This is a genomic window from Shewanella pneumatophori (assembly GCF_023283895.1).
Classification (GTDB): domain Bacteria; phylum Pseudomonadota; class Gammaproteobacteria; order Enterobacterales; family Shewanellaceae; genus Shewanella; species Shewanella pneumatophori.
Genome location: NZ_JAKILB010000002.1, coordinates 96389 through 119645, shown reverse-complemented (window position 1 = coordinate 119645; position 23257 = coordinate 96389). Strand labels below are relative to the sequence as shown.

At 43.5% G+C, this 23257-nt stretch carries 19 protein-coding genes; 7 read left to right on the top strand and 12 right to left on the bottom strand.

What is annotated here, in order from left to right:
* Nucleotides 1-64: 64 nt before the first annotated feature.
* On the bottom strand, nucleotides 65-1861 hold the full coding sequence (locus L2740_RS03555; protein ID WP_248948718.1) for an assimilatory sulfite reductase (NADPH) flavoprotein subunit: 1797 nt from the start codon (nucleotides 1859-1861) through the stop codon (nucleotides 65-67).
* 345 nt (nucleotides 1862-2206) lie between these two features.
* Here L2740_RS03555 and L2740_RS03550 point away from each other — a divergent pair, with 345 nt between their 5' ends.
* The 4 genes from L2740_RS03550 to L2740_RS03535 all read left to right on the top strand — a co-directional run bounded on the left by L2740_RS03550 (nucleotide 2207) and on the right by L2740_RS03535 (nucleotide 6638).
* The gene (locus L2740_RS03550; RefSeq protein WP_248948717.1) at nucleotides 2207-3415 is read left to right on the top strand and encodes a Re/Si-specific NAD(P)(+) transhydrogenase subunit alpha; all 1209 of its coding nucleotides are present in this window, start codon (nucleotides 2207-2209) and stop codon (nucleotides 3413-3415) included.
* Nucleotides 3415-3690 carry an NAD(P) transhydrogenase subunit alpha part 2 gene (locus tag L2740_RS03545; protein WP_012153916.1) on the top strand — a complete coding sequence of 92 codons (276 nt, stop codon included), beginning with the start codon at nucleotides 3415-3417 and terminating at the stop codon, nucleotides 3688-3690. Before L2740_RS03550 ends, L2740_RS03545 begins: the two co-directional genes overlap by 1 nt.
* Nucleotides 3691-3696: 6 nt before the next feature.
* The gene (locus L2740_RS03540; protein ID WP_248948715.1) at nucleotides 3697-5079 is read left to right on the top strand and encodes an NAD(P)(+) transhydrogenase (Re/Si-specific) subunit beta; all 1383 of its coding nucleotides are present in this window, start codon (nucleotides 3697-3699) and stop codon (nucleotides 5077-5079) included.
* Between the two features lie 185 nt (nucleotides 5080-5264).
* Nucleotides 5265-6638, top strand: a complete 1374-nt coding sequence (locus tag L2740_RS03535; protein ID WP_248948713.1) for a MipA/OmpV family protein — start codon at nucleotides 5265-5267, stop codon at nucleotides 6636-6638.
* Nucleotides 6639-6712: 74 nt separating this feature from the next.
* Here the strand turns inward: L2740_RS03535 and L2740_RS03530 are convergent, their stop codons facing one another.
* From L2740_RS03530 to hldE, 5 genes are all read right to left on the bottom strand, one after another.
* Nucleotides 6713-7795 (bottom strand): rhomboid family intramembrane serine protease, encoded by a 1083-nt coding sequence (locus tag L2740_RS03530; protein ID WP_248948712.1) that lies wholly within the window; start codon nucleotides 7793-7795, stop codon nucleotides 6713-6715.
* Nucleotides 7796-7804: 9 nt separating this feature from the next.
* Nucleotides 7805-8398 carry a hypothetical protein gene (locus L2740_RS03525; RefSeq protein WP_248948711.1) on the bottom strand — a complete coding sequence of 198 codons (594 nt, stop codon included), beginning with the start codon at nucleotides 8396-8398 and terminating at the stop codon, nucleotides 7805-7807.
* A gap of 608 nt (nucleotides 8399-9006) precedes the next feature.
* On the bottom strand, nucleotides 9007-9486 hold the full coding sequence (locus tag L2740_RS03520; RefSeq protein ID WP_248948710.1) for a TetR family transcriptional regulator: 480 nt from the start codon (nucleotides 9484-9486) through the stop codon (nucleotides 9007-9009).
* Between the two features lie 214 nt (nucleotides 9487-9700).
* Complete coding sequence (locus tag L2740_RS03515; RefSeq protein ID WP_248948708.1) at nucleotides 9701-10669, bottom strand: hypothetical protein; 969 nt, start codon at nucleotides 10667-10669, stop codon at nucleotides 9701-9703.
* Between the two features lie 55 nt (nucleotides 10670-10724).
* Nucleotides 10725-12155, bottom strand: a complete 1431-nt coding sequence (hldE, locus tag L2740_RS03510) for a bifunctional D-glycero-beta-D-manno-heptose-7-phosphate kinase/D-glycero-beta-D-manno-heptose 1-phosphate adenylyltransferase HldE (RefSeq protein ID WP_248948707.1) — start codon at nucleotides 12153-12155, stop codon at nucleotides 10725-10727.
* 99 nt (nucleotides 12156-12254) lie between these two features.
* Between hldE and L2740_RS03505 the strand changes: the two genes are divergently transcribed.
* Nucleotides 12255-13181, top strand: a complete 927-nt coding sequence (locus tag L2740_RS03505) for an LpxL/LpxP family Kdo(2)-lipid IV(A) lauroyl/palmitoleoyl acyltransferase (RefSeq protein WP_248948705.1) — start codon at nucleotides 12255-12257, stop codon at nucleotides 13179-13181.
* 568 nt (nucleotides 13182-13749) lie between these two features.
* On the opposite strand, the gene L2740_RS03500 is transcribed toward L2740_RS03505, so the two are convergent.
* Complete coding sequence (locus tag L2740_RS03500; protein ID WP_248948704.1) at nucleotides 13750-14211, bottom strand: hypothetical protein; 462 nt, start codon at nucleotides 14209-14211, stop codon at nucleotides 13750-13752.
* Nucleotides 14212-14686: 475 nt separating this feature from the next.
* On the bottom strand, nucleotides 14687-15019 hold the full coding sequence (locus tag L2740_RS03495) for a hypothetical protein (protein WP_248948702.1): 333 nt from the start codon (nucleotides 15017-15019) through the stop codon (nucleotides 14687-14689).
* 890 nt (nucleotides 15020-15909) lie between these two features.
* Here L2740_RS03495 and L2740_RS03490 point away from each other — a divergent pair.
* Nucleotides 15910-16251 (top strand): cytosolic protein, encoded by a 342-nt coding sequence (locus tag L2740_RS03490; RefSeq protein WP_248949076.1) that lies wholly within the window; start codon nucleotides 15910-15912, stop codon nucleotides 16249-16251.
* A 125-nt stretch (nucleotides 16252-16376) separates the two neighbouring features.
* Here the strand turns inward: L2740_RS03490 and L2740_RS03485 are convergent, their stop codons facing one another.
* From L2740_RS03485 to L2740_RS03475, 3 genes are all read right to left on the bottom strand, one after another.
* Nucleotides 16377-16502: a chlorhexidine efflux transporter gene (locus L2740_RS03485; RefSeq protein WP_248949075.1), complete on the bottom strand. Its 126-nt coding sequence runs from the start codon at nucleotides 16500-16502 to the stop codon at nucleotides 16377-16379.
* A 366-nt stretch (nucleotides 16503-16868) separates the two neighbouring features.
* A complete protein-coding gene (locus L2740_RS03480) occupies nucleotides 16869-19916 on the bottom strand; it encodes an efflux RND transporter permease subunit (protein WP_248949074.1) in 3048 nt (1015 codons plus the stop codon).
* Nucleotides 19917-19919: 3 nt separating this feature from the next.
* The gene (locus tag L2740_RS03475; protein WP_248948701.1) at nucleotides 19920-21014 is read right to left on the bottom strand and encodes an efflux RND transporter periplasmic adaptor subunit; all 1095 of its coding nucleotides are present in this window, start codon (nucleotides 21012-21014) and stop codon (nucleotides 19920-19922) included.
* A 196-nt stretch (nucleotides 21015-21210) separates the two neighbouring features.
* On the opposite strand from L2740_RS03475, the gene L2740_RS03470 reads away from it, so the two are divergent.
* Entirely contained in the window at nucleotides 21211-21837 is a 627-nt protein-coding gene (locus L2740_RS03470) for a TetR/AcrR family transcriptional regulator (RefSeq protein ID WP_248948700.1), read from the top strand.
* 323 nt (nucleotides 21838-22160) lie between these two features.
* On the opposite strand, the gene L2740_RS03465 is transcribed toward L2740_RS03470, so the two are convergent.
* Complete coding sequence (locus L2740_RS03465) at nucleotides 22161-23174, bottom strand: DUF1214 domain-containing protein (RefSeq protein ID WP_248948698.1); 1014 nt, start codon at nucleotides 23172-23174, stop codon at nucleotides 22161-22163.
* Between the last annotated feature and the right edge of the window lie 83 nt (nucleotides 23175-23257).

The following is a 23257-nucleotide window of genomic DNA, read 5'->3' as shown; positions in this document are numbered from 1 at the left end:
TTTTTGTATTGCGCCCGCTTTTGCATGGCGTCACTCATCATTGCGCTTCAGCTACAAGCTGGCCTTAATAAACGTCTTTTTGGTAGCGTTTAGCAGCTCTTAAATCTTCTAAATATTGCTCGGCTTGCTCAGGGGTTTTATTACCAAACTTAACCACCACATCTAGCAGGGCTTGGTGCACATCTTTGGCCATGCGCTCTGCGTCACCACAAATATAAAAATGCGCGCCGTCTTCTAACCACTGCCACAATTGCTCACCTTGCTCAGCAATCTTGTGCTGTACATAGACCTTATGTTGTTGATCTCGAGAAAACGCTAAGTCGATACGCGATAACTCACCGCTTTGCAGGTATTGTTGCCACTCAGTTTGATACAGGAAGTCTTGCTCAAAATGTGGGTTCCCAAAGAACAGCCACGCTTTACCTTCAACACCTTGCGCCGCACGCTCTTGCATAAAGGCTCTAAATGGCGCCACGCCGGTACCCGGACCAACCATAATCACTGGTGTGTCTGGATTTTCAGGTAAACGGAAGTGATTATTTGGCTCAACATACACTTGCACTTCTTGACCTTCTTCTGCACAGGCAAGGAACTGCGATGCGCCGCCAAAACGAGCTACGCCGTCACGCTCATCTTCAACCAGCGCCACAGTTAAGTGCACTTCTGATTCAACTTCTGACTGGCTGGATGCAATTGAGTAGAGTCTTGGGGTAATGCCACGCAGCAACCCAACAAACTGCTCAGCCGTTGCTTTTGCTGGATATAAACGTACTAAATCGGCAACTTGATGGTTATTTACAAACTCGCGAGTCAATGCCTTATCAGCACTTAAGCTTAATAGTTCTGCGTTTTGGCTTAGCTCAGCCCAGCCACTAACCAAACCAGGATACAGCTGGGTTAGCTCTTTTTTATTGGTTAACGCATCGCGTAGGCTTAATGACTCCTTCGCCACCGTTACTTGCTCGTTTTCATCAAGAGATAACGCACTGATAAGCTCTGAAACTAACGCTTCAGAGTTGGTAAACCATACCCCTAGCGCATCACCCGCTTGGTAATTAATACCTGATTCGCCAAGCTCTATTTCCACATGGCGTACATCACGGTCAGAATCTCGACCCGTTAGTTTTTGGCTCACTAACAACTCGGCTGTATAGGGCTTTTGTTTGGTGAAGCTTGATGTTGCCGCTTGGCTGCTAGCTATAGACACCACACTCGCACCCGCGCTTTGTACCAATGGCTTAACCGCCTCTAGTACATCAGCTTGCCACTGATCCGCTTGCTCTTGATAATCGACATCACATTCAACAATTGGCGCAATCGCTTTGGCACCTAATGCGCTTAAGCGAGAATCAAAGTCTTTACCTGTTTGGCAGAAAAACTCGTAACTTGAGTCGCCCAGTGCCAACACTGAATAATTTAAGTTATCCAGTTTAGGGGCGCGTTTAGAGCTTAAGAATTTGTGCAGTTCAATAGCATCATCCGGCGCTTCACCTTCACCATGGGTACTCACCACTAACAACAATAAGCTTTCTTGCTTCAATTGACGAGTCTTGTAGTCTCCCATCGAAGTCAGATTAACCGCATAACCCTGTGCTTGTGCTTTTTCAGCAAGCTCAGTTGCTACACCACGGCCATTACCCGTTTGGCTGCCATAAAGAATCGTAATAACTTGCTCTGTACCCGCCTCGTTGCTTCCCGCAACTTGAGGTACACCTGCCGCCCCCTGTTCAGACGTTGCAGCAAGATAGCCGCTAACCCAAGCAAGTTGAACGGCACTCAGCTCTGCAGTGAGCTGCTTTAACTTGTCCACTTGACCAGCAGAAAGCGGTGAAGCGAGTGATGAAAGCTCTTTTAACAACATGGAAACGGCCCTGTATCAGTGTAATGTTGCCAAGCTTAGCCCCTCGCTAGATAAAGAAAAAAGAATAAAAGATAATTTTTAATTCGATTTAGGAATATACAAAGCTCAAAAATTAAGCTACAAAAGTAACAGGCGAATCAATAAATCCGTTTGCTGTAGGGTTTGCTAGCGCAAACTTCTATTCAAAAGTGTGGCGCAGCGCAAACTTTTCAGTCTGACCAGTCCAGAAAACAGGATATTGAAAAATATGCACTTGTGTCTGAATTTAGAGTCGCCACAATAAGCACCCTGACAAATTAATGACATCTGTTCATACGAATGTCCTCAACTGAGAGGTTTACCTTTGTGAAGCTAGGTCTACCCAAAGAAAGTCATGCTGGTGAAAGTCGCGTAGCGATCATCCCAGCCAATGTGACTCGACTGCTTAAAAATAACTTACATGTTCTTGTCGAAAGTGGTGCAGGCAGCAATGCCGGCTTTACTGATGAGGATTATGTTCAGGCTGGCGCCACAATTGTGAGCCGCGAACAGGTTCTCAGTGACGCAGACATCATTACAGTTGTAAACGCCAAAGACGAGCAACTTGCAGAACTATCAGCAGCGATTAAACCGCAGCAAATCGTTATCGGCATGATGGACCCATTGGCGCACCCAGAAAACGCTCAAGCGATTGCAGCAACAGGGGCAACCGCTATCGCGCTTGAACTGGTGCCACGTATTACTCGTGCGCAAAGTATGGATATTTTGTCATCAATGGCGACAATCGCTGGTTACAAAGCGGTGCTGTTAGCCGCCCATAAAGCGCCGCGCTTATTCCCTATGATGATGACAGCAGCCGGTACTTTAAAACCAGCACGCGCCTTTATCATGGGTGTGGGGGTTGCAGGCCTGCAAGCTTGTGCGACAGCTAAGCGCTTAGGTGCTGTGGTTGAGGCTTACGATATTCGCCCTGCCGCGCGCGAGCAGATTATTTCAGTAGGTGCTAAGCCTGTTGAGCTCGATCTTGAAGCTGAAAACACTGAAACCAAAGGTGGTTACGCTGCCGAGCAGTCTGATGATTTTCTAAAGCGCCAGCAGCAAGCTATGGCTAACGTGTTAGCTCAGCAGGACATTGTTATTACTACTGCGGCGATTCCAGGCCGTAAAGCACCTATCTTGATCACCAAAGAGATGGTTGATGGCATGAAAGCCGGCACCATTATTGTCGACCTTGCAGCAGAAACGGGTGGTAACTGTGAACTAACCGAGCTTGATAAAGAAGTGGTTTACAACGGTGTGACGATTCTTGGTCCATCAAATGTACCAGGATCGGCTGCAAATCATGCTAGCCAAATGTACGGCACTAATATTGAAAACTTGCTCAAGCTATTAGTTAACAAAGACGGCGAGCTAAACCTCGACTTTGACGATGAAATCGTTAAAGACACAGTCGTTGCTCACCAAGGTGAAGTGACCAGTGCCCGTTTGCGCGACCTATTAGGCTTGCCAACACTTGAAGTGAATGAGCCAAGCGCAAGTGCTGATGACTCAAACACGACTTCGGAGGCTAAATAATGGAAATTCTACTGCTATTAACCCTATTTGTGGTTGCAGTGTTCTTAGGCGTTGAGATGATCACTAAGGTGCCACCAACCCTACATACACCATTAATGTCTGGCTCGAACGCTATTTCAGGGATCTCCTTAGTTGGTGCACTGCTGTCAGCGGGTTCTGGCGCAGGTATTTGGGTCAACGTGCTGGGCTTTATTGCCGTAGTACTTGCCACCATTAACGTTGTGGGTGGTTACATGGTAACTAACCGCATGCTAGCCATGTTCAAAAGGAAATAAGCCACTATGAGTATGACGATTATTTACCTCGCCTACCTTGTGGCTGCCAGCCTATTTATTTTAGGTATTAAAGGGCTAACTAAGCCTAGAACCGCAGTGCGTGGTAACCAGCTTTCAGCACTGGGTATGTTTATCGCTGTAGTTGTAACCCTGTTTGACCAAAACATTTTAAGCTATGAATGGATTATTGCAGGTGTGCTACTTGGTGGTGCCATTGGCGCAGTAATGGCAACCAAAATCCAAGTAACATCAATGCCGCAAATGGTAGCGATGCTTAACGGTTTTGGTGGCGGTGCGTCACTATTTATTGCACTAGCTAACTTCCTTGATCCAAGTTCAGCGACTCATACCGTTGCGCTTATCTCTATCGCAGCAACAGTGATTATTGGTGCGGTGACACTATCAGGTTCGTTTGTTGCTTTCGCTAAGCTGCAAGAGCTGATCTCAGGCAACCCAATTAAAGTACCGGGCAATAAAATCCTTAACGCGATTTTACTTATCAGTGCCATCGGCCTTGGTATTGCGATTGTTATGGATCCAAGCAACATCAACCTCATCTACGCTTTAGTTGCGGTATCGCTAGTTCTTGGTTTGCTATTGGTAGTGCCAATTGGCGGCGCCGATATGCCAGTGGTTATTGCACTACTTAACTCATACTCAGGTATTGCAGCTGCAACAACAGGTTTCATTACTGGCAACACAGTACTGATTGTATCGGGTTCACTCGTTGGTGCATCAGGTATTATCCTGACGCAAATCATGTGTAAAGCCATGAACCGCTCACTGTTTAACGTACTATTTGGCGTAATGGCTGAAGGCGGCGAAACAGTTGATGCTGATGAAGTTTACGCAGGTAAAGTAACCTCTTCATCACCTGAAGAAGTGGCAATGCTACTAGAAACTGCAGAGCGGGTTGTCATTGTGCCGGGTTATGGTTTAGCTATGGCGCAGGCGCAGCACGCGGTGCGTGAGTTGGCTTCTGTGATGGAAGCGCGCGGCACTCAAGTATTGTACGCAATCCACCCTGTAGCAGGTCGTATGCCAGGTCACATGAACGTACTACTAGCCGAAGCTGAAGTGCCTTACGAGCAGCTCATCGAAATGGATGAAATCAACCCGCAGTTTGAGCAAACAGACGTGGCAATTGTGATTGGTGCAAACGATGTAACCAACCCAATGGCGCGTGAAGATAAAGGTAGCCCGATTTACGGCATGCCAATTCTAAACGTTGATAAAGCTAAAACTGTGGTGGTAGTTAAGCGTTCATTGAGCCCAGGTTTTGCTGGATTACCTAACCCATTATTCGCATTAGATAACTCATTAATGTTATTTGGCGACGGTAAAAAAGCCATTGTTGAATTAACTCAAAGCTTAAAAGAAGCTGATTAATCCTGAGTTGATAACCTTTAAAGGTCGCGAATGCGGCCTTTTTTATTGCCAATTTTGTCTGCTCAAACTGGCCACTTGCATTCAATGTTTAAGTCCTGCTTAACCCGTTGTTGTTAAAATTATGTGCCTGATGGTTAAAAAGCAGTATTCTTATCTCTAGTACCCTGCGCTAACAAGAAAATAATATGACACTTAAAGTACTTACTCCCCTATGCTTGAGCTTAAGTTTGAGCTCACTCATCCCCCTTGCCAGCTTGCAGGCGGCAGAAGATCAAAACCAAATGCCACCGCCTCCAGTAAACCTTGGCGAAGAAGTCGTTAGCTCATGGCCTAATAATTGGGGCATAGGTATTGGTGTACGCCGAGGCGATATTCCTTATGCTACAGAACAAGATGAGGTCTACGATACCTTACCGCTGATTTACTTTAAGAATGACTATTTCTATATCAATGGCATGGAAGCTGCTGGGCATATTTGGAAAAACGACAACCATCAAGTCAACCTCTACACTCGCTTTCGCTTTGTCGATATTCCCAAAGAACTGCAAAATGAATCCCAAAGTCAGGCCTTTGATTTTGGTTTACAGTACCGCTTTGTAAAAGATGATTGGGATTTCGATATCGCCTTTTTATCTGATTCAAACAAGCGCAGCTATGGTTATAGCCGCACCCAATACCATTGGCAATCTGGCGATTGGACTCTTAAGCCTTATGCAGAGTTTCAATGGAAAAGTGCAGACTTTAATGACCACTATTACGGCCTAGATAAGTATGATGTTGGTGGCGGTATCGCTTTTAATGCAGGCGTCAAAGCCCGTTATCATGTGATCAGTAACCTATATTTACTCGGGCAATTTGGCGTCGGGCGTCTTGAAGACGACGTCTACCACTTACCGACAATCAATAACCGCTTTCAGTATGAATCATTCTTAGGTTTCGGCTTCTATCCCGATCCCAATAAAGAACAGTATTCAGCGCAGCCTGTGTCGCCAAAGCGTAAAACAGGTAGCGAGTATTTGCGGATTGCCCATGGTTGGGCAACACCGTCGAACCTCAACGCCATCTTAAAGTGGCAAACAAAAACTGACCCTTACAATAACCAGTTTACCTCTGCATTTTACGGTACTCAGTTAACCGACAGTCTGTTTAACCTGCCCATCGATTTATACCTCACTCCCGGTGTGGTGTGGCACCACGACTCAGAAGTACAGGACAATTTAGCTGAAGCGGTTATTGCGATTAAAGCTTATTACACCTTTGAGCTTGGGCCGCGCTTCAGATTAGGTGTTGCAGAAGGTTTATCTTATGTCAGCAGCGTGACTCATATTGAAGGCTCTGAGCTTGATGTTAAAGGATATAAACCATCTAAATTACTTAACTATTTAGACTTCTCCCTAGATGTAAACTTAGGCGATGTATTCAACTCAGCCAAGATGGATAACCTATGGCTAGGTTACAGCATTCATCATAGGTCAGGGATCTTTGAGTCTAGCTCAGCCTTTGGCCGTATTAGCGGTGGCAGTAACTACCAAAGTGTTTATCTGCAATGGCACTTTTAACTCATAACTAAAAGCACACAAAAACCACAAAGGCCGCAATTGCGGCCTTTTTAACGAATATCAATCGCTTAATACTAACGCGCGACTTTAAGCTCTTGCGAGTTAAGCATGGCTAAAATCGGGTTGGCTTGCATAACTTTCTCTTTCAAGCCAAAACCAATAATTAAGCCAGCAACAAAACCAGCGATGTGCGCCCAGTAAGCCACTCCGTCGCCACCGACGTAAGCACCAAATAGATTCATCGCTAACCAAATCGCAAAAAAAGCCATTGGCGACAGCTTTTTCTGGTACACGATAAACATAAAGGTCAGGCTTGCATGCCTAAACCACAGTAAGTACATACCAAACAGACCCGCAATCGCGCCACTTGCGCCAACCATATAGATTGATGAACTTGGCTCAGAAATAATGTGCCCAGCCGCTGCGGCAAAACCACATATAAGATACAGCGCCAAGAAGCGATTGTGCCCAAGTGCATCTTCAAGGTTGTCACCCACAACGTATAAGAAATACATATTGCCAATTAAATGCATCCAGCCGCCATGCATAAACATATGGCTAACTAAGCCAGTAATGTTCTGGCCTTGCATTAAATCTACTGGCTTAAGTGCAAAGGTTTCATAAATCCACTCAGTTGCACTAGGCTGCAATACTGTAGCTAAGAAAATCAACGTATTGATGACAATCAAACTATAGGTCACCCAAGGCGTGGTCTTAGGCTTTAAGTTGTATTCCATTGGCATCTGCATCAAAAACTGAAATACCCAAGTTTTAACGTTAACCTTTTGGTTCAAATGCTCTAAAGCAGCTTGGATCTGCGGAGACTGCACCACTTTTTCACGCTCATGCTCATCAATCCATACGCCTGTACAAGAGTGACAAACATCAACCTCAACCTGAAAACCATCCATCAAGTTGTAATGCTCTAACTTTACGTCACAATGACTACAGCTTTTATCTGACGCGCCTTTGTGCGCGCCTAACGAGTTCTCGATAACGACACTGTCGTTACCATTATCGGCAGCTGAAAGCGCCGCATTTAATTCGCCACTGTCAAACCAAATACCACCGCAAGATGTACAACTATCGACCTCTTCGCCATGGAAAAAAGATACCCGCACCTCTTCGCTAGCGCATCCTGGACATTTCATACTCATCGTTGTTCCTTACTCGACAATAATGCCGTTTTCTTTTAGGTGTACAGCTAAATCTTCAAAACTCTTTTTTAGCTTAGGCAAGGTATTGGTTTCGACTTCTGCAGTCAGCTCTGTTAACTTTTTAGCGCCCAATTTACGGCCGTAGTATCGTGCTTCTAACTTTTTAACCAAGTCATCAGATAGCATATAAAAACGGCGAGTTTCGGTGAGAATTTCAGTGGGGGTTTCTAAGGTATTTTGAGAATAACGCATGTTTTCCCAAACAAAAGTTGAGATTGTTGGCCGCACATTTGCTAAGTCATAGGCACTGACTGTGCTATTGGCGATAAGCTCTGCGTACTCATTTATCGTCACAATGTTATCTTTAACTTCATCATATAGCGCATGACGCAAATAATAGTTATTTTGTTTGTTGTTTAAATCGTCAAACTTAATTGCCTGACTTAAACCTTCTTGAGCCGCCAAATAAACACCGGCAACAGTCGCCACAATCATAAAAATCTGACTGATCCAAAAACTGGTTTTAACCAACTCTTGATTATCTAATTTGGGTAAACGCTTAACTGATTCTGCCGCAGGGGGCGTTTTAGGGGTGACATCCATTTCGTGCTAACTCCTTATTGCTGCACAAATTATGACTTCAGATATAGCAGGCCTGCAAAACTTCCACTGATTGCAGTGACCATATTAAATTGACTATACCGAATTGATTTAATCGAGTTCATACCAATCAGTATAAACATTTGGTCGCTCAGCGAGAATTTAGCGGCTTTGAGGCAAGGCAACGAATGAAGAGCATAGTTATTCTACGTTCAAGTTCGTTAACACAGCATCAAAGTCGCTAAAAATCGCCATTCTGGAGCGTTTTTGGCTGCCTACTTCAGCGTTGAATAACTTTAAAAGGGAGCGACCATTCTTTCAGTTATTCGCCTTGAATTAGTTTGCCCAAAACGCTCTGAGTAGATCAAATTCTTATACTGATTGGTATAGTTTGTATGTCCGGATAGTCCGAAGCAAAGGAGTGTACAGCGATAAGAAGTGAGTTTCTAGAGTGTTATGTAATTTAATTACATAAGTTAACACGCATAAACAGGTATAATTAAACCGATATAAAACAAACAAAGAGGCAGCAGCCTCGATGTTTATTGGGTTATATAGCTAAGCGGTTTGTTTGGTAGTTTATTAACTTGCAGCTTAATTTAAATCACTGGTCAGCCCAGCACTTCGCCTTCAACCACACCACAAAGCACTAACGCACTTTGCCCCACCAAAGCGTTCACTAATAAGCGCCCTTGATCGCCCATTTTGGCGAATGCGTTCTCACTGGCTAAAGAGATTGCTTGATAACGATTAATATTGATTTTCTGCGAGCCACACAAAGAAAAGAACAAACGGATAATCGCCCTAAAATTGGCAAGTTCAAGCGACTGTTTCCAAGTGGTTTGCAGTGCTTGCACCGATGAAAAATCTAAGCGTTCAATAAAGACCTCGGCAATTCTGCTATCAAGCCGAGTAAGAAAATCAATCTTACGTGGAAAGTGATGACTAATACCGGTGCGGCTAATGCCTGTTGCGGCAGATAAGGTTGAATAGGACATAGCATCATAGCCATGATCCAAAATTTGTTTCATCGCCTCGTCGAGGATCTGCTGCACTGTTTGCTTAGTTTGAACTTTTGAGCGCTTCGCCATAACTACACTTAACCAAAATCACCATGCAATGACTGTAACAAATGCCTAGATTAAAAGCCTTAGCATGTCAGCACTATCTAAAGTTCATTCAGGAAATATTCAGCAAACAAGTGATGATTGTTAAGGCCTGTTAGCAAATCTCCTTATGCTCGCTAATAAAGGCTCGCTCCTTTAAATCTCAGTTGCCATTAATACTGACCACTAATACTGGCTATTAAAAATAGTCTGAGCCTGTCGCACCATCCATTTGCTGCTGCGCCAACCATTTTTTAGCCGCGTCTTGGCCCATTAAAGCAATTAAGGTCGGCTTTAAATACTCGCCAAGTTTAGGCTTACGCCAATACATATACCCCGGCAAAGGCTGCACCGTTCCCGCACCAAAAGTGCGTTGGATTAAACTAGAAAACTCACTGAGCGTATCTTGATCTTGTAGCTCGAGTTTTACTGAGACATCGGCATAAAATTGCCTAAAGTTTGAAAATCCAGCCAATTGCTCAGCCGAGTAAAGTGCCAACACCTGCGCCAATACAGGTACCGACCAGTGCGACATAAACTCGCTATCTGCCATCATCGCTATATTACGCCTATGATATTGCTGCCAAGCAAGTTCAGTACTTTGAGTCTCAACGGCAATTCGCCACACAAGATACAGATCCGCCAACCATTCATGCTGATACTGACTTTTAATGACTTCACCTTCCTGACTGAGTGCATCAATAGCGTACAGATGACCAAGCTCATGCCAGTAAGTAAGCTCTGCTTGGCGCTTAAGTGGCAAAGAGAAATGTCCTACGCCCCAGTTGATTGTTTGCTGGCTAGGTAACTGTTTGAAATCGGTGAGCACTACTCCTGCGACTTGAGCATGGCGCAACGGCAGAACCATTGCGCCGCGCTTACCAAGCAACTGAGTGTAGTGTGAAGCAGGAAGTGGCAATAAAGCCCTAGCAGAGTCGGGCAACTGCGCTAAGCAAAGAGAAAACTGATGAAGCTCGCACACTAAGGCTTTTTTAGACGCTATTTCAGTCCAAATAAAGCCGTTATTAGTGCCGGCCTGAACGCTATTAGTTAGCTCATCCGTTAACTCATCAGCTAAGGCTGCCCTACTAAAAGTCAACGTCAGTGCGGTTGAAAAAGCTAGTGCAAAAGCTAATACAAAAGCCAATGTTAGAGCGATTCTCAGCATAAGCGAGCTTATCATTTCAGCTAAACCTTTACTGAGTCGCCCTATCGGCTAACCACTACTGATTAGCCATAATATTTTGAATAATTGCCGTGGTTGAAATGCCATCTTCAAAGCAAAGCACTTTAACTTGGCCACCAGCAGCAATCACCTCTTCGCCACCAGCAATATCTTCCACTTTGTAGTCGCCGCCTTTTACTAATAAGTCTGGCAGTAAGCGACCAATTACTCGTTGTGGTGTATCTTCACTGAACGGCACCACCCAGTCTACAGACGCGAGTGCAGCAAGTACTGTCATACGGCGATCTTCAGAGTTAACAGGACGACCTTCGCCTTTTAAGCGTTTAACCGAGGCATCAGTATTAACCGCCACAATTAAGCGATCACCTAGAGCACGAGCCTGCTGTAAGTAACTCACATGGCCTGCGTGCAAAATATCAAAGCAGCCATTAGTCATAACCACGCGCTCACCGCGCAGTTTTGCTTGCTCAAGTGCGTAAGCGAGTTGATCTTCACTTACAACGCCAAAACCCGACTCACCGTGATTAAGTGATAATGCTTCAATCAATTCAAGGCGCGTTACAGTTGAAGTACCAAGCTTGCCAACAACAATACCTGCCGCAGTGTTAGCAATAGCGCAGGCTTGTGGTAAATCACTGCCCGCAGCAATAGCAGTGGCTAGTGCCGAAATAACCGTATCACCCGCACCAGTTACATCATAAACCTCACGGGCAACCGTTGGAATATGCAGTTCAGGCTGATCGCGCGTAATCAAAGTCATGCCTTTTTCTGAGCGAGTGACTAGCATGGCGTTGAAATCATAAGCTTCAAGCAAACCTTGGGCTTTAGCCACTAAGTCGGCTTCTGATTCAATTTTACCCACAACGACTTCAAACTCACTCATATTTGGAGTCAGCAAAAATGCGCCACGATACTTAGAAAAATCGCTGCCTTTAGGATCGACCAGAACTTTTACGCCTTTAGCATTTGCTGCAGCAATAAAGCTTTGTGGTGAAATAAGCGCGCCTTTGGCATAGTCAGATAATACCGCCACATCGACGTTATCTAAACTCGCTAGGCTTTGATTTAGCAGCGCATCACTTTCGGCTTGCGAGTAGCTTTCTTCAAAATCTAAACGCAGTAACTGCTGGTTGCGCGACATCACCCGCAATTTAGTGATGGTTGGCTTACCCGCCACTTTATGCCAATTTGGCTCAACACCTAGAGTTTGAATACCCAAAGTCAGTGCGTCAGCGGTTTCGTCTGTCCCCACAATGCCAGCAAGACTCGCCGCACCGCCCAAGGTAGCAATGTTAATAGCCACGTTGGCAGCGCCACCGGGTCTATCTTCCAATTGCTCGACCTTAACAACAGGAACTGGCGCTTCAGGAGAGATGCGCGCAGTCGGCCCCGCCCAGTAGCGATCTAACATCACGTCACCTACAACAAGAACCTTAGCTTTTTCAAATGCTGGCAGAGAAATCTTCATAACGTCTTATCTTTCACAAAATTTAATAGTGATTGTACCTAATTTTAATCGAATTTGAGTTAGAATAATGAGTAATTTTTCAATGGATTCGAGAATTACGTGGTAGAAAAAGCTCAATTTTCATCTCACCTTTATCATCCTAAGTACTGGCTATTATGGTTAGGCGTGGGATTTATGCGGCTGACGCAAATGCTACCGCTAGCCATTCAAATGAAACTGGGCGCAGGACTTGGCCGACTGGCAATGAAGCTAGTAGGTAGCCGAGTGAAAACCGCCAGACGTAATCTCGAACTGTGTTTCCCCGATATGCCTGACAGTGAAATACGGCAACTGCTCAAGCAAAACTTTGAAGAAACAGGTAAAGCAGTATTCGACACCGCAAACGCTTGGTGGTGGTCGGATGAAAAAATCCAAAAGCACATGACCATTAAAGGCAAGGAGCATGTGGAGCAAACATTAGCCAATGGTCAAGGCGTTATTTTGTTTGCCGTGCACTGTTTACCACTGGAAATGGGCGCTCGAATTTTTGGACAATTCCAACCCGGTGTTGGGGTTTATCGGCCCCACAATAATCCGCTAATGGAATACCTGCAGGTTAAAGGTCGCCTGCGTTCAAACAAGGCCTTAGTCCCCAAACGCGATTTACGCCAAATGGTGCGCAGCCTACGCGAGCCCAATGTTATCTGGTATACCGCCGATCAAGATTTTGGCCGCTCAAGCGCTATTTTCATTCCTTTCTTTAATGTCCCAGAAGCTGCCACCATTACCGGTGCAACTACTCTTGCCAAACTAGGCAAAGCCAAAGTGTTACCTTTCTTTGTTGAACGCAATAGTGATGACTCCGGCTACAATATCGAGATCCAACCTGCACTAGATAACTTCCCAGGTGAAAACGAGGTGGAAGACGCTAAGCGTGGTAATAAGATTATTGAGCAGACCATTAGCCGTAATATGTCACAGTATATGTGGTTGCATCGACGTTTTAAGACACGGCCTAATAAAGGTGATGCTTCGTTGTATCGATAACTCTTGGTTACCAAGCTGCGCTTGAGTTTGGAGTTAGACTTCGTCTAACAGTTGAAGTAGTGGCTTTGCCACATATCAGGCTGCGCCTGACTAGGGTCGTGAGCTTCCAGCTCACACTCGGGCAAAAGGGGGACAACAGCTTTCCCCTCTTGGCCATTTCTTTCATAAAAAGTCCGAGCCGCCCCGACGAAGTTGTTGATCCTCATACTTATTCAAAATCGTCTAACGCTTCCGATGGGACATCTGATGTGAATGGATTCACAAATGCCATGGTGGAATGGATGCCAAAGAGCGGCCAGTCCCGTGAAAGCTATGCCACATCCATGATAGTTCTACTGCATTATGTGCAATAAAGAGTTACCTACGTACTTCGGCAACTTCGATGGGGAATAGGTGTTTTCTGTTAGCCTACGAGTTCATCCTGCTTTTGATGTGATAACGAAAGCCAGTTCCAACTCACTTTTGGACAGAAATTGGTTAGAGGCAAATAATAACTGGCTAAAATTGGCAACGCAGGAGCAACAGCCAGTTGTTGTTTGTCCTGCTTGATTGACTTGTTAGCAATATTTTAATCCGATGAGAACGTTTTTATATGCTTCATATTTTGTATCGAATCATTAAACTCTTGAAGTGATGAGTCAAGTTTATACATGCTAAGTGTTTTGAGGTTATATCCGGCTTCAAGTTGTTTAGGGCTAGGAAACTCAAACTCCATCTTAAAAGCATTATCTTTTTCTGAGATGTAAAAAAACTTTAAATCATCAAAACAGTATGCCGCATTATCAATAATTAAACTATTTGAAGTTAAATCAAATATAAATGATTTAGGGTGTTTTAATACTTTATAAATGCGGTCAACTAACCAAATTAATAGGAACGGTATCCCCCCTATAAAAAAAATAACTCTCCCCCACTGGTCATCAGGAATACTATCTTTAAAGAGCCAAAATGGAATACATAAAAACAGACATAATAGCGGCTCAATCAACGGACGAATATAATAATGTTTTTTAAATTTATATAGACCCAACTATGCCTCCAGCAATATTGTTAACGCCCGCTTAACAGGTAAATACTGGTTGGCTATAATCCGAAGCGCAGTGAAGGAGCCTACCAGACTTTGTCCTTGTTGAAGTCCTTGTTAGCTTGCGATATTTAAGATTTACTAACCTTTGAATTATTTACTTTATTTGCAGTAAATAAAAAGCTAGCAGTTGTTGCAAAAACAGCAAAAGAGAAACTACCAACTAATTTGATAAGAGGTTGCACCTAAAATTATTGCAGTAAAATAACTAGCTGCAAATGTGTTACTAAAAATACAAAAAACAAATAAAACCTTACTGGTTTTGAACATTGATTTATACATTTTTCGCAAATTCCTTTTACTTCCAACTTCCTAAAGCAAGATAACGCCCTGCTAATAAGTGAGCCTAGTGCTGGCGGGCGATTTGCTCAGCAAATGGCATGACAGCCTTGGTGAATCTGAATTTAGCAGCTTGTTATGTTTACAGTCGACCGATAACTATCGGGGCAATAAATGCAAACAAAACTACCAAATATCCGCCAATTAACAAAACTCTTAGCAAGTTACCCTTCTTTAATAAGGTATAATCATTAAGCGACCTATAGTCGGCTTTTAGTATAAATACCATAAACTTAAAAGAATTGCTGATAGTGTTATTTTTGATAATTTGAAGCTTTCCAAGTTCAAGCCAAACCTGTGGGTGATTGGACTTAATGAGCTCCAAAACACTTCTTGCTTCCACCAAATACCAGACTGATAAAGGAAGCATCGAAAGACAGAGTAATGGCCAAATTGCGGTAATAATTTCACTCAAACTGTTCCATCCTTAGAAACATAACAGTATATTAGGCTGAATTCCGAATAAGAACGGTCTTAATAAGAACGGGTCCCCAATACTTTAATCACTCAAGACTAACAGCAAACTAGTTTGTTAACAATTAGTTGAAACATGGGAGAGCTGATTCCTTGTTTCTTTATCTGAGTGAAACAAAGAACCTCCTACATTACATAAAGTGCAATGTTCACACAGGAAGCATACATAAGGGGTCGGAACGAATTAGCGACAGATACGGATAATAAACTAGCATCATAGCCATTACTCCGTGCCACCAGAATCATGCTTGCCTAACCTAGTGCAGATACGGCTGAAGCCGTCGAAAACAAGGTGAGAGATAACGAAGTTATCAAGCTATCGAACGAGAGGCATGGATGCCGAACTGGCGTTTAAATAGGGATGTTGTTTGTTTTCGTTGAGCCTACACGGCCAATTCAGTTCCATACTGAATTTGGCATTCCCTCCGTCCATGGAGGTCAAACGTACTTGCGGCGAGCTTCAGCAGTATCTGCACATACCCAGCCGGAGGCGATTGATAGCTATGAAGCTGAAACTCATAACTTGCTATCAGATAGCACTCCCCAAAAAAATGTAATCAAGCTTCATTCCAAAGCTAAGTCACTTTGGGGGATTTCCTAGTCAGAAACCAAACTCAATAACCTAAATGAGTACACCAATTACTCTGTGTAGATACGGCTGCGGGCTTCGATGACATGGATGTCATCGCAGAGCATACAGGGATTGTACTTGCTGCGTCTCGCAGCAATGTCTGCACATACGCCCGCTGCAGGTGATTGATAGCAATGAAACTACTAGGCGCAGCCGCTGATAGTGATACAATCTTCGCATCAGAATTACCGAGAAACGTTATGTATATCCATCATGTTAACGGCATCGACTGGCTAGTGATTACCGCTTTTGAAGAATTGAAGCCTATGTTTATCGAGGATGCTGGTGCGATCCCTTCTTGCTTCTCTAGAACTAGTGAATTGAGCCTGATTGATCAAGCCAAACGCACTTATGGATACTTGCCTGCACTCGACGGCGTCATCACAGATACTGGAGTTTTTCAAAGTCAGAATAACGCAGAAGATTTGAACCCACAGCTTGCCTGCGTAGTTGAGGGGCGTGGCCGGATATTTATCTATCACGGCGGCTTTGTGGCTTTTGTGGATGACGAGCAAACCTTTATTACCCAAATGAACGGATAATTATTCAGTAAGTTAACACCGGAAAATGAGTAGCAGATAACAAACTCTTTAAAGCGATCCCCATAGGCTGACTTAACATTTTTGCTTATATGGTCATATGTCCATTTGAAAACCATCGCATAAATTCAGAAGAATAACGATTGCCCTAGATTTATAACGATCACAGCAACAAAGCCTAACTTAAGTGTCCACATAATTAGCGGCGTTGTGATCAACAATAAACCTATTTCAAATCCTACCCCATGCCCCACACGCAACAACAAACGGCGAGCAATCCGGTTCGAGCCAAATACCTTATCAAACCCCAAGTTATAAATGTAAATTCCAAGTCATCGCGCTCAATGAGAGCATGATAGTCAAACCACCAACTGATAGTGAGTTGTAATCACTCACGACCTGAGAAAAGCCAATTAGTAAGGTTAAGGCAATCTATCTTTATTTATGAGCATAGCGAGTAAGTTAGCATCATTTTTGGTGATATACGTATAACCTTGAACAACTAAAAATGTTCGTCTTCTCTACCAAGCTTGATTCTAGAACCAAAAATAATGCCAATCAGATTAACTGACTGGCATTATCAACTCGATTACTATTGGATTAACGCATCATGCTTGTTACTAGGTTTGAGCTTTTACGCGGAAGAACATGGCGTAAAACAGTGGAATCACCACCAGAGTTAAAATCGTAGCAAACAGTAAACCAAACATAATCGTTACTGCCATACTTTTAAAGAATGGATCTATCAGCAATGGAGCAACACCTAAAATAGTGGTGAATGCCCCCAGTAGCACAGGGCGGGCACGGCTCAATGCTGCGTCAATGATAGCGTAATAAGGCAGTTTCCCATCTCGAATCTCCACATCAGCTTGATCCACCAATACAATCGCGTTCTTCACCATCATGCCGATCAAGCTTAAGAAGCCGAGAATAGCCATAAACTCAAACGGCGTCTGGAAAATAACCAAACCAATGGTCACCCCCACGATAGCAAGTGGTGCCGTCAACCAAATGACTAATGGCTGACGAATAGCGTTAAACATAAAGATTACAGAAAGAATCATCGCCGCAAAACCATAAGGAGCAGAAATGACCAAGCCTTCATTGGCATCTTTTGAAGCTTTATATTCGCCATACCATTTTAGTTCATAACCTGATGGTAGTTGTATCGCTTCAATCTGGCTTCGTATTTGATAAAACGCATCAGCCGTTAATATACCTGGCGCGGGATCCGCTTGCACAAGAATGGTTGGCGTTCGGTCAATTCGACGAAGAATGGCATCTTGATACACAACGTCTACTGTTCCAACTACTTGGCTCACTGAAATATAAGCACCGACTGTTGGACTAAATACTTCTGTATTTTCGATTGCACGTTGATGGTTACGCTCATTTTCTGGAGAGCGAACCACAATCGGGATCAGATCGTCATCCTCACGATACACGCCAACATTACGCCCAGTTAACGTTTGTGCAATCGCTTGGTTAATCTCCATCGTTGTTAACCCATAACGTTGTGCTTCTTCTGCTGAATACTCTGGACGAAGCACTGGAACCTGTTGACGCCAATCGTCTTGGATTGCAATCAAATTAGGATCGGCGAGCATTATTGCTTTCGCTTGCTCTGCCAGTTGTCGGAGCACTGCACTATCAGGTCCTTTAAAGCCTGCCTCTATTTTTTTCCCGCCACCACGACCCAGCATGAACTTCCAGACTTTGATTGAGGCATCAGGATATTTCGTTTCAAGTTCGCTTTGTAACTCACCTAGTAAAGGGGCGATCTTGATGTAGTCATCAATATCGATGAGCAATTGGCCATAGCTAGGATTACGAGCTTCCGGTGCATAGGTCAGCATAAAGCGTAAACCACCGCCGCCGATGAAGCTGGTAATATTCGTAATTCCCTCTTTAGCTTTAACGTCCTGCTCAATACTTGCTATTACCGATTCGGTGCGTTTAATGTCTGAGCCTTGGGGTAAGTAAACATCCACCACAAATTGCGGACGTTGAGACTCTGGCATAAAGCCTGGTGGCACAAACTTCACCCCCCAGATAGCTACAACCATCATGCTTAACAGCAAAACACAGCTAATGATGCGATATTTCAATACCCATGATAGCAACGCTTTATAGCCGCTAACCATTCGGCTTGGCTTTTCATCACCGCTTATTGCTTTTACTTTAAGGAAATCATGGCAAAGCATTGGCGTTACCGTAACCGCAAATAACCAACTTAAAAGCATCGAGTATAAAATTACCCAAAATAGCGAGCCTGCGTATTCCCCCATGTCCGAAGGTGATAAACCAATGGCACTAAATGCACAGATACCAACTATGGTGCCGCCTAAAAGTGGCCATTTTGTTGCATCAACCACTTCTGACACTACCACTTTGCGGTCTGCTTGTGGCTCTTGCTGCAAGCGAACTAAAATGCCATCAGTTACCACAATTGCATTATCCACCAACATGCCTAGCGCGATGATCAGTGCCCCTAACGAAATGCGCTGCATAGCAATATTTTCAATCAGCATAATGCATAGCGTACCAGCCACTGTTAGCAGCAGTACAAAGCCGATAATGACGCCTGAACGTACCCCCATGAATAAAAGCAAAACAATAAATACAATCCCAACTGCGGCGATCAAGTTATCGATGAAGTTCGCTACCGATGCCCGAACAGAATCTGACTGCATGGAGATAATATTTAATTCCATCCCCAAAGGACGCTGACTATCCAATTCAGCCAAACGTGCTTTTACTGCATCCCCCATATCCACCACGTTACCGCCAGAAACATTGGAAATACCAAAGCCAACGGCTCGTTGATGGTTATAACGCATCAACATTGTTGCCGGAGTTTGGTAACCACGAGTGATGTCAGCAATGTCTCCTAAGCGTAAAACGGTATTATTGCTTCCTAAACCAACTTGTAGATTTTTAAGATCCGCGACAGAATCAATATTCGAGATTGGGATTACAGGAATACGCATCTCATTGGTTTCGATACTGCCAGCTACGGTCACTAAGTTCTGCTTTTGTAATACTTGGAATACTTTTTCCGCCGAGACGCCGAACTCAGCTAAACGCTCACTGGAGATCTCAACAAAAATAGCCTCTTGCTGCTCCGCTAACGTTGCAGTTTTAGCCACGCCCGGTACCAAAACGATCTCGCGGCGCAAGGTATCGACATAATCTTGCAACTGCTTATCGCTGAAGCCCTCTCCTGTAACCGCAAAAAATAGTGCGTACACATCTGCAAAATCATCATTTACAATGGACGCCCCTGCTCCAGGCGGGAGCATTCGCTGGGCATCAGCGACTTTACGCCTCAGTTTGTCCCAAACCTGTTGTAGTTCTGCAGCACTGCCGGCAAACTCGAGTTTAACCTCGACCGTGACCTCCGACATTCCCTGCATTGAGACAGATTTGACTTCTTTCACTTCTTGCAGAGCCTGCACGGCTCCCTCAATCACATCCGTCACTTCATCAGATACTTCCTGTGCGGTAGCCCCAGAGTATGGTGTCGCGATAACGGCCTGACGAATCACAAATTCAGGATCTTCAAAACGACCAAGCTTTAGATAACTAATATACCCACCGAGCAAAATAAGGGCGATAAGCACCCAAATGCTAGTGCGCTTAGCAATGGTATAGCGTGCAATATCCATCATTTATGCTCCAGTACGATGATCGGTATAAGGGCGCACTTCCATCCCCTCTTTTACACTGGACACCCCTGCTATGATCACTTTTTCGCCTGGCAATAGATGCTCTGTCACTATGATGCGGTCTTTGTTTAATGCACCTATTTCGACATAACGTTTTTGTGCTTTATTGTCATTGGTCACCACCCAAACAAATTGCTTACCTTGATTGTCAGGCACAATTGAAGTCAAAGGTAAGGTAATTTGCTGCGCTTGCGTAGTATTCGTACTCATGACGGGTAATACCTTTACCGCCATTCCGGGTAATACGTGGAAACCATTTAGGTTTTCAAAGCCTAGTACTACCGGATACGCCTGAGAAATAGGATCGGCTACGGTTGCAACCGTACGTAATCGCAGTGGAAAAGATTGCCCCGGTATAGATGATATTTCAGCAACCGCACGCGTTTCATCTTTACCAGACAGCATGACTTTATGAGGAATATAAATAACGACCTCAAGATCATTAAGATCATGTACGGTCAATATCGGTGCATTTGCTTGTACTTGAACATAGTTATCAACGAGTTTACGTCCAACTATACCGTCGAAAGGTGCAAAGATCTGAGTGTATTCCAAGCGGCGTTTTGCATCTTCAACCCGATTATGTGCAAGGTTGTAACGCGTGCTTATTGCATCAAGATCAGCTTTCGAGATAGCTTGGCTTTTCTTGTAGACAGCCTTTGCACGCTCATATTCAAGCGAAACATTTTCAAACTCTAACTGCGCAGAAGTCAGTGCATTTTTTGCATCTCGAGCATCTAAAGAAGCTAAAAGTTGACCTTTAGTTACTTCATCTCCTTCTTTTACCGCAATATTGGTTAATTTACCTGCCACCTGAAAAGCTAAATCAGCGCGTTCAGCTGCACGTACAATGCCATTAAAGCTCAGCTCCGCCTTTCGTTGCTTTGATACCACTTCAATAAGTGCTGGTTGCACGACTTGTGCAATCGGTACTTGCTGAATTTGGTTATCACAGCCGTTCAGGCTAAGAAATGAGATTAAAAGTGCTGATATTAAACTCAATTTAAGAGTTTTTTGGCCAACTTGTACTAAGACCATATAAATTCCGCTCCAAGTATTTGTTCGCTTATTTTGCCGCACACAAATAATGAACAATGATGCTAAAGGGTAAACTATTGAGTTTATTCTAGGCTTTGTTCACCAGTAGGTAAACTGGTAAGTTTACCTACTGATGTAAATTTGTTAGATTGCGCATAGAATAGTTACAGTTTATCAATTTCCTTTGGAGTAGCCTTTGGCATTCATAGAAGAAAAGCGCCTTGCGATCATCGCAGCCGCAAAAGAAGAATTTATTCAGTATGGGTTTACTGGGGCCAATATGGATCGGGTTTGTGTCTCAGCTGAAGTATCAAAACGTACTCTATACCGCTACTTTACAAGTAAAGAAGTGTTATTCGAGTCCATACTTAGCATTATAAAATCATCGATTGATGAAAGGCACTGCTACCCATTTGACAAACAAAAAAGCATACGTGAACAACTGATTGCGATTACCCGTAATGAAGTTGATATCCTTTATCATACATACGGTATCCCTTTCACCCGTGTCATCATGTTTGAGTTTTTGCGCCAACCCGCAATAGCACAACAAATTATCGCTAAGCTTTATCATTCTAAAGTGTTGACGCTATGGTTTGAACAAGCTCAACAGTCCGGTGCAATAAAACATATTAATATCAACTTGCTTTCAGATACCTACTCCAGTATTTTCAACGGCTTATTCCTGTGGCCATATGTCTTCAACATACAAGAGCAGCCATCAGAGGCTGAAATTGAACAAAAAATAGAACATTTAGTTTTTGTTATTACAAGTACTTGTGAAATAGCCAACGCTCAGTCAAGCCCTGCTACAAATAATTAATCGATTTGGCATAGAGGCTGTTGTCGAAAACTCAGTGAATCGACGATACTTAATATGTTTGAAAGTTATGCTCGCTCTATGCCACGCGCCGATTCTCGCACAGCAATCAGTTTGGAGCACTTAATACGCTTCATCGCAAACTTAAGTTAGATAAATCAATGTAAGCACATGGGATTATCCACTCAAAGATGAACCTTTATTAAATGCCACGCTTTAAACTAGCTTAAAAAGACTATTAGGCCCATTGCTAACAGCCCATTTAATAACGACAACAGTCTTAAGGCTATAAATACTGGCTTAACTCTTTTGTCGCTAGCAAAAATCTATTTTGATGGTTGTAATGGCGGTAACATCCACGAACCATTTAAAATCGCTTCCCGTGGTTGATAAAATCTTGCCACAAAATTCCAGCCTGGCTCTATCGCTAGACAATTTTCTAGTCTTGTGTCACAACCACCAAAATAAATGGTAAAGCTACCATCTGCATTCGGCTTAGCTGTCACACTATTGATATTAGAAAGGCCATGCTTTGACTTAAAAAAGTAGCCATCTTTATTATATAAACTGAAAGACCAAAAACCGTCAGCAGGGACATCTTTTAAAGTCAGCTCATACTTATCGCCTGTTAGCCCCGGACTGACGTTAGCATAAAATGCATCTTTTGCAGGTAACCCCCCATAGCCTCCGGCGGTACCCAGCACAAAACGGACCGGATCAACTTCACCCTTGGAACCAAAAGCATTGTCTGCATTGGGTAACATTTTAAATAAGCTCGTCAATGCTACATAGATATTGTTATAGCTTTTTTCATCCCACTGTTTAATTTCAAACAGCTTGTCACGCTTAGCTTGAATATTAAGCTCATCTTGTAACTGATTAACTTGCTTAACATCTTCTGGGTCGTTAGCGTCAACAAAAGTACGAACCAACACCAAAGCATAATCACTACCTACGACCTCTGGTGTGAGTTGATAAGTCCCCTCACCATACCAAACTTTATTGGTATAGCCATTTTCGTTTACTAACATCAATGATTGGTAGCGGCCATTAGATTTAGGAAGTGTAATGCTTGCCCCTGCTGATGCATCAACAACCGCAAAACTATATAAAGTATCTCGGTTCATTCTGATGGTTGGTTGTTTATCGATAGGTGTTGGAGTCCGAAAGTGAAGCCATTTATTCACCCCACTTGCCAAACCTTGATAGCGTTCGATTTGCTTAGAGGACTCCACATTTGAAAAATTATCAAAGGTAACGATGTTGGTTGTTTCCTCTGCTTTCACGCAAAAAATACCTAACGCCATAAACGGTATCAGACTTAGCGTAGATAATTTCATAACATCTCCTTGTTTAACTAAAATTGTTACAAGTTTAAGGTACAAGTCATAAAGTACCTGTAACGACTATCAGGCTATTTATG